Raw genomic sequence first — 13,917 nt, forward strand, 5'->3', positions numbered from 1 at the left:
TGCTTACTTTATAGTTGATAAAGCTTCTTGAATAGCAGTATCTCCATCAATAAGTTCGATGGTTTGTTTAAATGTTTCTTCCATACCTAGGGATTGAACAACAATGTCAGCAACATTTTCTCTTGATATGCTGCCATCTTTCCCTAAGTGAAGACTTGCCTCGATTTTTCCCGATGGTTTTTCATTTGTTAACCAACCTGGACGTAAAATCGTGTAATATAATGAACTATTTCGCAATCGCTCATCCGCTCGTTTTTTTACTGTGTAATATGGTTCCATTCCTTCTTTCCAATTTTTGGGGGTATCGGAATGAAGGGCGCTTACCATGATAAAACGTTTTATATTGTGTTTTTCCGCAGCTTCAATTGTCTTAAAAGCACCCTCTAAATCAACAAGGATTGTTTTATCTGCCCCCGTATGTCCACCAGAACCAGCTGTAAAAACTACCGTATCAACACCCTCAGTTGCTCGGAAAATATCATCTTCCGTTTCTAAATCAGCAATCACTGTTTCTGCACCTAAATGGGTAAAAAAATCGGCCTGTTCTTGTTTACGAATCATCGCTTTGACCTGATGATGTTCATCCTTTGCTAAACGTTGAACCATATGACGTCCGATTTGACCATTCGCACCAACAACAAGTACTTTCATGAAATCGCTCCTTTAAGAATAGTATAGGAAATAGAATTAAGTAGGTCTTCTCCTCATCTTCATATCGGGAATTCTCGATATTTAAATCATAAGAAGGCTTACTTTACCTAAAGCTGATCTACGATAGATTGTTTTATTTTATCAATTTGTGTTTCATTTCGTTTGTAATATGTCCATTGCCCTTGGCGTGTCGACTGAATCAATCCGACATCTTGTAATATCGATAAGTATTGGGATACCGTCGATTGAGACAGTTGAACTTTCTTTTTGATATCACTAACACAAACACCTTCTGGGTACACTTCAGAAAAATGATGATGCGGTTCTTTCAACCAGTGTAAAATTTGCACCCGGATCGGATTAGCTAAGGCTTTATAAATACGGATAAGGTCCATTCTTTCTATTCACCACATATCTTTTTTCTATTAGTATATATCTAGAAATATCGATATGCAATGGTTTTTGATTATTCCCAACGACTAAATTCAGTCCCTAACTGATACCCTTTCGTTAATAACTCTTTTTGAAAATCTCCAAATTGTACTGGATCCAATGCTTTTTCAGACAATGTATCATACAATATTTCGACTTTCGAATGTGGAATACCTGTATAATCAGCAAGTCCAATATTTAAATAATGTTCGATCATTTTGTCATATTTTCGTTTTGCAAAATGTGCTTTCGATCCTCCAGCTAAACCAATCCAAAGAGCTTTTTCATGTGGAAGTTTGCTATTTCCATATGCATAATTATAGTTCCACACTCTATCAATATACCCCTTTAACATAGCCGGAATATTGTACCACCAAACTGGAAACACAAAGGCAAGTGCATCGTTTCGATTCATTCGTTCCATTTCTTTATGAACAACGGAAGAATATATGTTCTTCTCGGATTTCCAATCTGGCTCATCTTTTTCACGGACAAGTGGATCAAATTCCTCTTGATATAAGTCAAATAACTCCACTTTATGTCCAGCATCTTCTAGACCTTTTATAAATTCCAATGCCACTTTTGATGTTAAAGAATCTTTTCGTGGATGGGAAACAATGGTTAATACATTCATGATTAAATCCTCCCTTTCTTATAAAAGGCAAACAAAAAGCTGTGATCACCTTTCCCATTTATGATAAGTTAGAAATAATTCGTTAACAAGTACGCACATTTTTGTGCCTTAGGATAAAAACTAGAATTCGAAGAGGAGTGCGATGAATTATGATCGATATTAAAACAGGCGAAAATCATTGTCAGCATTGGGATGATATTTCTTCTTGTTTAGTCGAAACGACGATTCAAGTTATTAGCGGGAAATGGAAAGGAATTATTTTATATCATCTTCTTGATGGAACAAAACGATTTAATGAACTACGTCGACTTATCCCGACAATTACACATCGAATGTTAACTTTACAATTACGCGAATTAGAAGAACATCAAATTGTGCAGAGAAAAGAATATTCGGTTGTACCACCAAAAGTAGAATATTCATTAACAGCGGTTGGAGAAACGTTACGCCCCATTATATTGGAAATGAAACAATGGGGAGAAAAGTATCAGAAAGTAATGTTAACGAAACAAAAGATGTCCTAATAAACACTCCCATTCCTTTTTAAATATCGGTCGAATGGCAATAAAAAAGTGCGTAGCCAAGTTTGGTTACGCACTTCATTTTTTTAATATTTTTTTCGTCAGTGACTTTGTTCTTGCTCAGCAGGGGCTCGCCGGTGGAGACGTTCGTTTTCCGGAATGTACGTATAAAGGAGAATGTTGAAAAACAGCCACGATCCCCCGGCCAAAAATCCTCCGATGACATCAAATGGGTAGTGGACACCTAAATAAACTCGACTAAGACCAATAAGCCCTATCAAAAGGGCGGCACTCCACCAAACCCAATGAGCTGATTTTTCGGTTTCTTTTAACTTACGGTGCAATAAGTAGGCGAGAAAACCGAAAAAAGCGATCGAATGCATGGAATGTCCGCTCGGAAAGCTGTATGAACCCGCTTGGACAAGGTGCTCTAATTCTGGACGTGGTCTTTCAAAAATGGATTTCAGCAGTCCGTTCAGTAGCCGCACACCGATAAGATTAAGTAGTAACAAAAGCATGGTCCAATATCTTCTTTGAAACAAGAAAACCAGGAGGAAGATCAGCATAAGCGGGTAGGAGACATATGCTGAGCCGATATAGGTAATCACAACAAAAACAAAGTCCCCAAATGGTCCAAGAAAATCGTACAAATAGGATTGGACCCACTCACCGAAGTTTAAAAGCAATGGATCCTTAACGTTGAATGCGATCATGAGAAATAATAGCACTGATAGAACCATACAGGAAAATAAAAAAATCCTCCTTTGATGAACCCGCATGATGCCCCTCCTTCTTTCCAATTTGTTGTATTTATTTTTTCCCGGAATTTATCATTTCAATCGTTTTCATCTAAATTCTTGTGTTATTGAGCAATCATGAGGTCTTTTGACTATAGCTAGGTTTTATTTAAGAATCTAATCTATTTAGACCATAGAGTCAATTAGATTTACACAAATAAAACGTGTGCAAACAACAGAACCATCATTCTCAGCATAATTGAAAACGTTTACTCATACTGTATAGCAAGACAATTAAATTTTTAAGTAAAATAAGTCTCGCCTGAAACCTATGTTTTCTTTGGACTACCACTTTATCATTCAATTGAAAAGGAGGAACTAAAAGATGCATGTTTCCGATAGAATCATTTACTTATTTTTATTTCTTGTTGGTTTATCCCTGATTGGTATGATCCTCCAATCCTGGCGAATGATTCTCTATCCTTATTTAATCGTTATCGGGATAACCATATTAATCGGGATGTGGAAATCTATCATACATGTACCTAAAAAAATTTGTATTCCAATAAGTGTTTCTATTATTTACTTCATTTTATATGGACTGCTTGATATTCTCTCCCTTGATTCTATAGCTGACAAAGATTACTACATATTTGGCATGACACCTACGATGGCATTATATCTGATTGCGATATTACCTTCTGCTGTGATTATCTGTTTGCTTTATGCCATTACTTTTACCCATGGAAATATGTCTAATAACACGAACGAAAACCATGAATTGGATGAGGTGATTAAATGAACGGAATCATTACCGGGATTGTGGTAGTTTATCTTTTCATCTGTATCTTAATAGGAATCTGGGCAACTAGACAGACAAAGTCCACGAGTGATTTTCTAATAGCCGGAAGGAATCTAGGAATGTTTGTCATGGCAATTGCCGCATTCTCATCCATTCAAAGTGGGTTTGGATTACTTGGTGGAGTTGGACAAACTTATGATGCTGGAATGGGATTTGCTGCAGGTGTGTTAATAGCTGCTCCATTAGGTTTTGGTCTAACCTGGTTCCTTGTAGGCAAGCGAATGTGGATGATGGGAAGTAAAGGTGATGTATATACACTTGGGGATGTTGTTGAAAAAAGATACGATAGCAAGGCGGCACGAGGTTGGTTAGGCATTGCTATTACGCTGGGGGTTATCGGATATCTAGGAACACAAGTACAGGCGATGGGGATCATCATGCACTCTATATTTGGTGTTTCTCCGAAAGTTGGAGCATTGATAGGTTTGACAATTTTAGCCTTCTATTCAGTTGGAGGCGGAATTATCGCCAGTGTTTATACAGATTTATTTCAAGGGATTATCATGATTATCGTTTCGATTGTTATATTTTTCATAGCAATAAATGTAGGTGGTGGAATGCAAACAATAACACAAAACCTACAAAGTGCAGATCCGTTATTAGCTACTTCATTTGGAACCTATTCAATGGTGAGTATAGCATGCTGGATATTTTTATTCAGTTTAGGTGCTGCCGGACAGCCGCATTTCATAAATAAATTTTTAATGATAAAGAGTCCAAAACAATTGAAATGGGGAGCATTTACTGCCGGGATTGCGTATGCGATAACGGTTTTACTGGTAGTCAGTATTGGATTATCGGCAAGATCTCTCTATATTCAGGGAAAATTCCCCGAGCTCGCTACTCCTGATGATTCGTTGGTAGTATTCGTCACGCATTTTACACCTTCTGTTATAGGTGGATTGGTACTTGCTGGGTTACTTGCAGCAATCATGTCCACTGGCTCAGGATTTGTAACATTAGGGGCGGCGAGTATAGTCCGGGATATCCCTAGAGCCTTTAATATAAAAGTCAAAAATGAATTAATGATGAATAGGATAGTTGTACTGGCATTATTGATTATCTCTACTCTTTTCTCTTTTTATATGGATACACTCGTAGCATTACTTGGAGTATTTGGTTGGGGAACATTTGCTTCCACCGTTTTTCCTGCTGTTGTACTCGGATTGATTTGGAAAAGAGCAACCAAACAAGGAGCCATTGCAAGCATTGTAATTGGATTATTTTTAAATTTCCTTCTAGAAATAGGTCAAAAATATGGAATCGTTATATTACCTGAAGGTGTAGTTGTTGGAGCATTTTCATTAGCCATATCTATTATGACTTTTATTATTATTTCCTTATTAACACAAAAGGAAAACGTCCGTTTGGATAAAGAAATGTTAAAAGCGATGGAAGGTTAGACTTAAGGGGGTTTTATTGATGGATGTAGGATATCTCGTAAATCGGGTTGAAAAACATTTACAAACGATTGATCCAAATCAGTTAGCTATAAAGCTAGAGACAGAAGAGTCATGGACTTATGGAGAGCTCAATGCGTGGTCCAATAAATATGCCAATTCACTTAAAAGGATGGGAGTAAAAAAAGGAGATAGAGTTGGAATCCTTCTATATAATAACTTAGCGTATTTTGCGCTTTATTTTGCAATAGCAAAACTGGGAGCAATCGCTGTCAGAATCAACTTTAGACTGGAAAGTGAAGAGTTGGAATATATTCTTAATGATTCCGGGTGTAAAGTTTTATGTTTTGATGCAACACTATCTAAAAAAATGGATGTTATCCGAACCTCCATACCTGTAAAAGAATATGTATGCCTACCGAAAAATGACCAACCTGTACCCGATTGGTCAAAAAACTGGGAGGTTCTAAGACAAGGTGATGCAACATTTGCTTATCGGAGTGATATTGATAAATCAGATCCAGTTATGCTGATGTATACATCAGGAACGACAGGAAGACCTAAAGGGGCATTATGGACGCACGAAAACACATTATGGTTTTCTAGCATGCAGGCGCTAAAATGGGGATTTGATTCGAATACAGTTGGAATGACAACGGGACCATTATATCATGTTGGTGCTCTAGAAGATATTGCTTTAGCAGCACTTCTATCTGGTGGAACAGTAATCATTACCAAAAGTGGAAATTTTGATATTGGAAGAGTTTTGTCTGTTATTGAACATGAAAAAGTTACAGATTGTTTCTTATTCCCATTTATGATATACGAAATGCTCAAGCTACCGGAAATTTCCTCCTTTCATCTGGACCATCTCCAAAGGATTTATTCAGGAGGGGATCCCATTACCTCTTGGGCAATAGATCAATTAAAAGAATTATTCCCACATATTGGTTTAGTTCAGGTATATGGACTAACAGAAGGTACCCCCATTGCTACATCACTAGATCCAGAAGATGCAGAGTCAAAAGGGTATACAGCCGGCAAACCAATGCCTTTTACAAAGATAAAAATTGTTGATAATGAAAACAAGGTACAAGGTTTTGATACAATTGGTGAAATTTGTGTAAAAGGACCAGCAGTTGCCACAGAATATTGGCAAAAGCCAGAGGAAACAGAAACCACTTTTATTAATGGGTGGTGTCATACTGGTGATTTAGGATATATAGATCAAGACGGTTATTTGAAGATATCTGGCAGAAAAAAAGACATGATCCGTAGTGGAGGTGAAAATATATATCCGGTTGAAGTAGAGGATGTATTAATCAGATATGATGGAATTCAGGATGTTGCAGTTGTTGGAATTCCCGATCCGAAATATATAGAGTCGGTTTGTGCGATAATTGTACCGAAATCAGATATAGCTCTAACCGAAGCGGAAATTCTTGATTTTATTAAAGGTAAGCTCGCGAGCTATAAAAAACCTAGAAAAATAGTTTTCATGGATGAGCTACCACGAACTGCTTCAGGTAAAGTGCAAAAATTTAGATTAAGAGAGTTATATAGATAAGTACAGAAGTCATTCAAAATATTCTTCCATAAACTGTGAGGTGATTATAATTTTCAACAAATGCTATGAAGATTATCAAGTCGGAGAAACATGGTATTCTAGAGGAAGAACACTAACAGAGTCAGATCTTGTAAATTTTGCTTCCCTTAGTGGTGATTGGTTTCCGCTTCATACGGATATGGAATATGCCAAAGAAACACAGTTTAAAGAAAGAATTGCACATGGAATGCTCGTTTTATCCATATCAACTGGTCTAATGTTATTAGAACCTGGAATCATTGTTGCATTTTATGGAATGGACAACATCAGATTCATCGAACCAACTTTCATTAATGATACAATTTCCCTAGAAATGAGGGTTATTGATAAAAAAGACAAGAGTAAAAGCACTGGTGTAATTGTCACAAAGCTGCATGTCAAGAAACAAACAGGTAAAACGGTTACTGTCGGTAATCTAAGTATGCTAGTAAATAAAGAGTGAAAACGATATGGATCAAAATCAAATATCCTCTTCGTTCGTTATTACCCCTTTTTTCGTACATAAGGGGTAATAATGATTACATCCATTATTTAAGGGGATGGTTTAGATGAATAATTCATCGTCGGTAGTAGGCTGGCTCACCGAGAAACAATACTTTTGAAAAATGCAGCAAACACAGCGCTTTCTCTCCACTCTCCGTTTCCTACCACCGGATAAGTTGCTGACCATGTTTTTTTCCATTCCAGCAAATCTGCTAACTGAAGGTCACTTCTAAATTACCTTGCATTGCAAGATAAACAATGATACCCTAATCATATACCTTGTAATGCAATCTATTTTTAACCTTAACCCTTGCATTACAAGATACTAAAAGAGGTGATAACATTTGTCTACAACGCAAATGCTAAAAGGCATCCTTGATGGCTGTTTGCTGGCGATTATTAAAAATAAAGAAGTATATGGATACGAAATAGCCAAAAAACTGGAAAGCTACGGTTTTGCGTCTTTGAGCGAGGGTACAATTTATCCATTGCTCATACGGATGAAAAAGGAAGAATTAGTGACAGCAACCTCAAAGAAATCGACAGCGGGACCGAGGAGAAAATATTATTCGCTTACCCTTAAGGGAGAGGAAGCATTGCAATCTTTTATAAAGCGATGGAATGGGCTGCAAAATAATGTCAATAATGTATTGCGCTATGAGTCGGATGGAGAGGAAACAAAAGGAGATGAGCATGGTGAATGAACAACTGGGGCTTTCAGAGAAAAGCAAGGATTTTTTGGAGAATTTAAGACTTTATTTATTTTCCAGCGGGAAAAATTCAGGTGAAATCAAGGAAATTGTGGAGGAGCTGGAAGTCCATTTATACGAAGCGGAACAAAACGGCAAATCCGTTGAAAAGATTATAGGAAACTCACCGAAAGAATATATGGAAATGATTTCGGATGAAATGACGATTGACTACAAAACCTCGATCAAATATATTTGCCTCATCATTTTTGGATCGTTTTCGTTTCGAATCTTTCCGGACTTATTGGAAGGAAACCTGTCCTACTCTGTTTTGGAGATCGCAGGACATATTGTCATCGGCGCAATATTTGTTGCTTCCATTATAATCGGATTTAAATACCTTTCCACAAGGAAGCAAACTTTAAAAAAAATCATCATCACATTGATTCCTATCATGGTTCTTCCGATTGCTTTATTTGTCGGTTTACTCTTTTTAAACCATTCGGTTGAAACGCCGATGATTCAATTTGGCCATACAGGCAGTCTAATTGTCGCAGCCGTTACAGGAATCTTTTTAATTGGTGTATCGATATGGGCAAAAACATGGGTAATGGTCGTTGTCGTCGCGTTGTTGACATTGCCTGATTATTTCTTAAGCATGACATCATTAAGCGATAAAATGCAGCTCATGATCAGCCCATGGATTACATTTGCCGGCATTGCCATTTATCTTTGGATTTCATTTAAATTGGAGAAGAAGCGTTCAGAAAGTTAAAGAGGAGGTCTGTCCGCTTCAGGCGGGCCTAATTACATGGATCTCAATAAAAAAGCATTGTATACAATTTATTTGATCGTATACAACGCTTTTTTATTGGTGATTGTTCCTGCACAATAGGAAGGTCTTGATTGTCCTCTATTGATATGCAGCTTGAAAGATATCAATGATGTCTTTTTCTTTTCCTTGAATTGGATTGCTTACTGCGTTTCCGTCTTCAAGTGAAAGTTTAGCCATCTTTTCAAAATCTTCTTCCTTCACGCCTAGTTCACGTAAATTAGCCGGGATATTGACATCTTCAGATAATTTTCTAATAGCATCAATCGCTTTATCAGCAGCCTCTCTGACAGACAGTCCTTCCGTCTGTTCTCCCATGAATTTAGCGATATCCGCGAATTTTTGTGGATTAGAGATGATATTGTATTTTTCAACGTGAGGAAGTAATACAGCATTGGCAACCCCATGAGCAATATCATACAATCCACCAAGTTGGTGAGCCATGGCATGTACATAACCTAACCCGGCATTATTAAATGCCATACCTGCAAGTAAAGATGCATGTGCCATGTTTTCACGTGCTTCTAAATTTTGACCATATGCAACAGCCTGGCGTAAGTTCGTTGAAATTAACTTAATCGCTTGGATAGCCATGGAGTCTGTTACGGGATTTGCACCTAAAGATACATATGATTCAATCGCATGTGTCAGTGCGTCCATGCCAGTAGCAGCTGTTAATCCAGCAGGTTTACCCACCATTAATTCAGGGTCATTAATAGAAACAAGTGGCGTATTTCTCCAGCTTACAATAACAAATTTGACTTTTTTCTCTGTATTTGTAATCACACAGTGTCGCGTCACTTCACTGCCTGTTCCCGCAGTCGTATTAACAGAAACAAGCGGCGGTAGAGGGTTTGTCAGCGTTTCAATCCCTGCATAATTTTCATAAAGGTCCCCTTCATGTGTAGCTGCAATTCCAATCCCTTTGCCGCAATCATGAGCGCTTCCGCCTCCAACAGTCAAAATAAGATCACAATTTTCGGATTGGTAAACTTCGAGTCCATCTCGTACATTCGTATCTTTCGGATTTGGCTCTACTTTATCATAAAAAGCGTAATCGATTCCTTCTTTCTTTAGAGAGGCAATCACTTTATCTACTGGTCCGCCTTCAAGTTTTTTTAAAAATTCATCGGTTACAATCAGCGCCTTTTTAGCACCTAATATTTGACAACGTTCGCCAACAACATCTATTGAACCACGGCCAAAAAAGTTTACATTCGGCATAAAAAAATCATCGCTAATGCAATCGTCAGTAGTATGATTTTTTTACATTTTTAATATACAACTTATATGATTTTTATTCAAAAAAGATGCTTCTCCCCCTAATATTATTCGATAAAATCCAAGGAGAGCTAGGCACCTCCCAGGAACCACCCGGAAGGCAGCACCTTTATTCCATGGCTTGTTCTAAATCCTCCATTAAGTCTTCGCTATCTTCTATTCCTACCGATAGTCGGATTAATCCATCGGTAATGCCAAGTTCTTTTCTTCGTTCAGGTGGAATGGATGCATGGGTCATTTTGGCAGGAATCGAGATCAAGGTTTCTACTGCACCAAGGCTTTCAGCTAGTGTAAAATACTGCAGACGTTCCAGTAGACTGTCTGCGGCTTTTTCACTCCCAACATCAAAGGAAATCATGCCCCCGAAGCCGGTTGCTTGCTGTTTTGCGATCTCATGTCCTGGGTGAGCCGCTAAACCAGGATAATAAATAGAAGAAACCTGCTTCTGTTCTTGTAAAAAGGCTGCAATTTGCTTGGTATTCTGTTCGATTGCTTCCATGCGCAACGCTAATGTTTTGATTCCGCGCAGGAGCAGCCAAGCGTCTTGAGGACCTAAAATGGCTCCAGCAGAATTTTGTATAAAGTGAATGCTTTCAGCTAGTGCATCAGATTTAACAGCAACAAGTCCTGCGACAACATCACTATGCCCGCCGATATACTTGCTTGCACTATGCAGTACAATATCTGCACCAAGTGATAATGGTTGCTGAAAATATGGGGTTGCAAATGTATTATCGACAATCAATAACAGATCATGTTTTTTTGCGATCTCGGCCATTTTCCAGATGTCAGTTATTTTTAATAATGGATTGGTTGGTGTTTCAATAAATAAAGCTTTCGTATTCGGCTGTATGGCTACTTCCACCTCTTCGGAATGGCTGGTATCCACATAAGTCGTACTTAAATGGAATTGATCCCATACATGAGACATCAAGCGGTAAGATCCCCCGTATATATCATCTGTCATCACGATATGATCCCCAGCTTCAAACAGCATCATCACCGAAGTGATCGCTCCCATTCCGGAACCAAAGGCAAAACCGGCTGTGCCATTTTCCAAATCTGCAATCACGGATTCAAGAGCATGCCTTGTTGGGTTTCCAGTCCTGGAATATTCATAGTCACCAGGATTTCCAGCTTGCTTTTGTTGATACGTACTCGTTTGATAGATCGGAACAGAAACGGCCCCTGTATGTTCATCGGAAGTTATCCCGCCATGAATCATTTTTGTCTTCGCTTTCATCTTCTTCCTCTCCTTTATCTATTATCCATCTTTCGAAAAATAGCTTTACTTAAATACCGGTCACTGCTATCTGGAAAAACAGTTACAATTGTTGTTCCTTCTTCTGCCTGTTCGGCCTCTTTTAATGCGGCAAACATGGCGGAGCCGGAGGAGCTCCCTACAAGCAGTCCCTCTTTACGTGCGAGTGCGGCAACCGTCGAAAATGCATCCTTGTCAGAAACCGTATGAATCGCGTCCATATAGGATCGATCCACAAAGGGAGGCAAAAATTCCATGCCGATCCCTTCCGTTTCATGTGGTCCCGCTTCTCCTCCGCCAATAATGGATCCTTCAGGTTCGACAATCACCGTCTTAATCTTGGGATTTTTTTCCTTTAAATAGCGGGAGACACCCATAAATGTTCCGCCTGAACCTGCACCAGCTACAAATATATCTACTTCCCCCGTAAGGTCGCTCCATATTTCCGGTGCCAGTGTCCGGTAATATGCTAGCGGATTTGTGAAGGTAGCGAATTGTTTTGGTGAAAAACTATTTGGAATGTTTTCTAGTAATTCATTTGTTTGATCAATCGCCCCCTGCATCCCTTCTTCCCGTGGCGTATGAACAATCTTTGCACCCAGTGCTTGCATAATCACTTGTTTTTCCCGGCTAAAATGTTCTGGGACACAGAAAATAACAGATATGTTTTTCTTTAAAGCTGCCACAGCTAAACCAATTCCTGTATTTCCTGCTGTCGGTTCAATCATCGTTCCCCCTTCTTGCAGATGACCTTTTGCAAGTGCATCTTCTATAAACACACGACCCAGCCGATCTTTTATACTTCCGCCCGGATTATAAAACTCCAGCTTCGCAAATAACCGGACCCCTTTCGGCAGGGAAAATTGGGTTATTTCCAGTAAGGGAGTGTGACCAATTAAATCATTGATGGATCGATAAATCGTCATCATCATCGCCTCTACTTTTAAAAAACTTCATGCCACTCTGCTTTTTCATTCAGCATATCGCGTGCAATGTTTTTCGCACCTTCTAAACTGTGACTTGCCGCCCAGCCACACTGTACTTCATTACATGCAGGCACCTCCTCTGCTTTTAGCACATCCTGCAATGTTTTTTCCAGCACGTGAAGCACTTCCCCGTAATCATCATGATTCAGTAAGGTTAAATAAAAACCGGTTTGGCATCCCATCGGTCCGATATCTAACACTTCATCCATATGGTTGCGGATTTTCTCTGCCATCAGATGTTCAATGGAATGCAGTGCGGGCATTTCCATATGTTCACGGTTTGGCTGTTTAAAACGGATGTCATATTTGTAAACCATATCTCCTACGTCACCTTGTGTAACACTTGCAAGCCTTACATATGGTGCTTTTACTTTTGTATGATCCAGCTGAAAACTTTCAACATTCATTTTCTCCGTCATTCTACCCTCTCCTTTTTTTATCGCTACAATCAACCAGACAAATTCATTCATTTGCTTCCAACTTACTTCAAAATCATGTGCGGTGAAAATATCGTCGAGAACCGGAACAGTCGTATAATATTCGCGTTGTAAATCTGCGGCCAAATCTGGGAAATTGCTTTGTTTTGCTTTGGCAATCGCTGACTCCTTTGCTTTTTCAGTTTCAAATACAGTATCCGCAAAAATGACTTTCCCCTTTTCAGGAAGGATAACTGAAAATTGCTTAATCGCTTTTTCTTTCTCTTCATCCGTTAAATGATGAAATGCATAAGTGCTGACAATACTGTCAATCGGCATATCACTTTTAGGGAAAGATAAAAAGTCCCCTTCCTCCAAGTGAGCGTTTGGTAATTTGGTACGCGCTGCTTGCAGCATCGATCCCGACGGTTCGATGCCAATCACCTTATGATTCGCCTGCAATAGTTTTTTTGTCAGATTACCTGTACCAACGCCATATTCCAGCACATTGCCAAACGTCCGATCCACTACTTCCTGCAAAATATCCTCATACCCGGAAAAAACAGCTGCATATTGCGGATCCATCCCAGCTACTGTTTCATCATACGTGCCAGCCCAACCCTCAAATAAATCAATAAACTCACGTCCCATTCTTTTTCAACCCCATTTCATATAATCCCTATTAATTTAATCTGTTTAATAAGAATATATGCATATAGTAGCACAAGGTGCATCAAAAGAAAAGGGGGAAAAACGAAGAGCCAGCGAGGGGGGGTGCCTGTCTAGGGGGGTGCCTGTCACTTCCCGAATTTTGTCGAATAAAATACATGCTAAACCAACGAAAAAACAGCCTCCTCTTTTGAGTAAGGCTGTTTTCTAAATATGCTATTCCAATCACATCATTTTTTATATGATCGCATCCTTTTTACGCTTCCTCTCCGGTTGATTTGTTCTCTCTCCGGTTGATTCTTCCAGCCCTCTGGTTGATTTGTTCTCTCTCCGGTTGATTCTTCCAGCGCTCCGATTGATAAGCACTCTCTCCGGTTGATTCTTCCACGCTCTGGTTGATACGCACTCTCTCCGGTTGATTCTTCCAGCGCTCCGGTTGATAAGCACTCTCTCCGGT

General features: G+C 39.0%; 16 protein-coding genes and 1 pseudogene. 7 read left to right on the plus strand and 10 right to left on the minus strand.

Annotation, left to right across the window (positions count from 1 at the left end; genetic code table 11):
• Positions 1-3: 3 nt before the first annotated feature.
• From GZ63_RS0102365 to GZ63_RS0102375, 3 genes are all read right to left on the minus strand, one after another.
• A complete protein-coding gene (locus GZ63_RS0102365; RefSeq protein WP_029266478.1) occupies positions 4-651 on the minus strand; it encodes an SDR family oxidoreductase in 648 nt (215 codons plus the stop codon).
• A 107-nt stretch (positions 652-758) separates the two neighbouring features.
• The gene (locus GZ63_RS0102370) at positions 759-1,046 is read right to left on the minus strand and encodes an ArsR/SmtB family transcription factor (protein WP_029266480.1); all 288 of its coding nucleotides are present in this window, start codon (positions 1,044-1,046) and stop codon (positions 759-761) included.
• Between the two features lie 71 nt (positions 1,047-1,117).
• Entirely contained in the window at positions 1,118-1,717 is a 600-nt protein-coding gene (locus tag GZ63_RS0102375; protein ID WP_029266482.1) for an NAD(P)H oxidoreductase, read from the minus strand.
• 149 nt (positions 1,718-1,866) lie between these two features.
• On the opposite strand from GZ63_RS0102375, the gene GZ63_RS0102380 reads away from it, so the two are divergent.
• Positions 1,867-2,241 carry a winged helix-turn-helix transcriptional regulator gene (locus GZ63_RS0102380; RefSeq protein WP_029266483.1) on the plus strand — a complete coding sequence of 125 codons (375 nt, stop codon included), beginning with the start codon at positions 1,867-1,869 and terminating at the stop codon, positions 2,239-2,241.
• Positions 2,242-2,339: 98 nt separating this feature from the next.
• Here GZ63_RS0102380 and GZ63_RS0102385 read toward each other — a convergent pair whose 3' ends face one another.
• A complete protein-coding gene (locus GZ63_RS0102385; RefSeq protein ID WP_051681361.1) occupies positions 2,340-3,017 on the minus strand; it encodes a phosphatase PAP2 family protein in 678 nt (225 codons plus the stop codon).
• A 343-nt stretch (positions 3,018-3,360) separates the two neighbouring features.
• Here GZ63_RS0102385 and GZ63_RS0102390 point away from each other — a divergent pair, with 343 nt between their 5' ends.
• The 6 genes from GZ63_RS0102390 to GZ63_RS0102415 all read left to right on the plus strand — a co-directional run bounded on the left by GZ63_RS0102390 (position 3,361) and on the right by GZ63_RS0102415 (position 8,790).
• Entirely contained in the window at positions 3,361-3,777 is a 417-nt protein-coding gene (locus tag GZ63_RS0102390) for a hypothetical protein (protein ID WP_029266485.1), read from the plus strand.
• Positions 3,774-5,240: a sodium:solute symporter family transporter gene (locus tag GZ63_RS0102395; protein ID WP_038220867.1), complete on the plus strand. Its 1,467-nt coding sequence runs from the start codon at positions 3,774-3,776 to the stop codon at positions 5,238-5,240. The genes GZ63_RS0102390 and GZ63_RS0102395 overlap by 4 nt, the downstream gene beginning before the upstream one ends.
• Positions 5,241-5,259: 19 nt before the next feature.
• A complete protein-coding gene (locus GZ63_RS0102400; protein WP_029266488.1) occupies positions 5,260-6,804 on the plus strand; it encodes a class I adenylate-forming enzyme family protein in 1,545 nt (514 codons plus the stop codon).
• Positions 6,805-6,844: 40 nt separating this feature from the next.
• Positions 6,845-7,285, plus strand: a complete 441-nt coding sequence (locus GZ63_RS0102405) for a MaoC/PaaZ C-terminal domain-containing protein (RefSeq protein WP_226374292.1) — start codon at positions 6,845-6,847, stop codon at positions 7,283-7,285.
• Between the two features lie 385 nt (positions 7,286-7,670).
• The gene (locus GZ63_RS0102410) at positions 7,671-8,030 is read left to right on the plus strand and encodes a PadR family transcriptional regulator (RefSeq protein ID WP_029266492.1); all 360 of its coding nucleotides are present in this window, start codon (positions 7,671-7,673) and stop codon (positions 8,028-8,030) included.
• Positions 8,023-8,790 carry an HAAS domain-containing protein gene (locus GZ63_RS0102415; protein WP_156947664.1) on the plus strand — a complete coding sequence of 256 codons (768 nt, stop codon included), beginning with the start codon at positions 8,023-8,025 and terminating at the stop codon, positions 8,788-8,790. Before GZ63_RS0102410 ends, GZ63_RS0102415 begins: the two co-directional genes overlap by 8 nt.
• A gap of 138 nt (positions 8,791-8,928) precedes the next feature.
• Here the strand turns inward: GZ63_RS0102415 and GZ63_RS0102425 are convergent, their stop codons facing one another.
• The 6 genes and pseudogenes from GZ63_RS0102425 to GZ63_RS18035 all read right to left on the minus strand — a co-directional run.
• The gene (locus GZ63_RS0102425) at positions 8,929-10,071 is read right to left on the minus strand and encodes an iron-containing alcohol dehydrogenase (RefSeq protein WP_029266496.1); all 1,143 of its coding nucleotides are present in this window, start codon (positions 10,069-10,071) and stop codon (positions 8,929-8,931) included.
• 166 nt (positions 10,072-10,237) lie between these two features.
• Positions 10,238-11,371 (minus strand): bifunctional cystathionine gamma-lyase/homocysteine desulfhydrase, encoded by a 1,134-nt coding sequence (locus tag GZ63_RS0102430; protein ID WP_029266498.1) that lies wholly within the window; start codon positions 11,369-11,371, stop codon positions 10,238-10,240.
• Positions 11,372-11,385: 14 nt separating this feature from the next.
• Positions 11,386-12,315 carry a PLP-dependent cysteine synthase family protein gene (locus GZ63_RS0102435; protein WP_029266500.1) on the minus strand — a complete coding sequence of 310 codons (930 nt, stop codon included), beginning with the start codon at positions 12,313-12,315 and terminating at the stop codon, positions 11,386-11,388.
• Between the two features lie 17 nt (positions 12,316-12,332).
• A complete protein-coding gene (locus GZ63_RS0102440) occupies positions 12,333-12,794 on the minus strand; it encodes an S-ribosylhomocysteine lyase (RefSeq protein WP_029266504.1) in 462 nt (153 codons plus the stop codon).
• A 12-nt stretch (positions 12,795-12,806) separates the two neighbouring features.
• Positions 12,807-13,442 (minus strand): annotated as a pseudogene (locus GZ63_RS0102445) (class I SAM-dependent methyltransferase); the annotation flags it as partial.
• Positions 13,443-13,716: 274 nt separating this feature from the next.
• Positions 13,717-13,917 (minus strand): hypothetical protein (locus tag GZ63_RS18035; protein ID WP_029266502.1); only part of this gene is annotated, 201 nt, incomplete at its 5' end.

It is taken from the genome of Virgibacillus alimentarius, from assembly GCF_000709085.1.
GTDB lineage: Bacteria > Bacillota > Bacilli > Bacillales > Amphibacillaceae > Virgibacillus_B > Virgibacillus_B alimentarius.